Origin of the sequence: Psychrobacter sp. CAL346-MNA-CIBAN-0220 (assembly GCF_040309805.1) — a bacterium.
Lineage (GTDB): Bacteria > Pseudomonadota > Gammaproteobacteria > Pseudomonadales > Moraxellaceae > Psychrobacter.
Genome location: NZ_JBEOPF010000440.1, coordinates 1 through 259 on the forward strand (window position 1 = coordinate 1; position 259 = coordinate 259).

At 38.2% G+C, this 259-nt stretch carries 1 protein-coding gene; it reads right to left on the minus strand.

Features of this window, described 5'->3' with window-relative positions; genetic code table 11:
* Positions 1 to 259, minus strand: a 259-nt coding sequence (locus tag AAEY88_RS14295) for a D-alanyl-D-alanine carboxypeptidase family protein (protein ID WP_350563454.1), incomplete at both ends; no start/stop codon positions are given.

The following is a 259-nucleotide window of genomic DNA, read 5'->3' on the forward strand; positions in this document are numbered from 1 at the left end:
GCAGTGCAGAGTAGAGCATAATGGCAATACATTTATCTATATCGCTTAAGTTATCTAATTCAACAACTTGCTGTTGTTTATTATAAACAGGGCGTGCACCTGAAAATTTAGCGTTAAAAATAGCCGCTTGGCGGTTAAAGTCACGAAAGCTGGAAGCTATTGTAAGCTCAAACCCTGCTGCTTTGGCGGCACTTTGCAGTGCTAAAAAATCATTAACAATATTGCAGTGCAAACGATGATTTTGTATTTGGGTTAAATG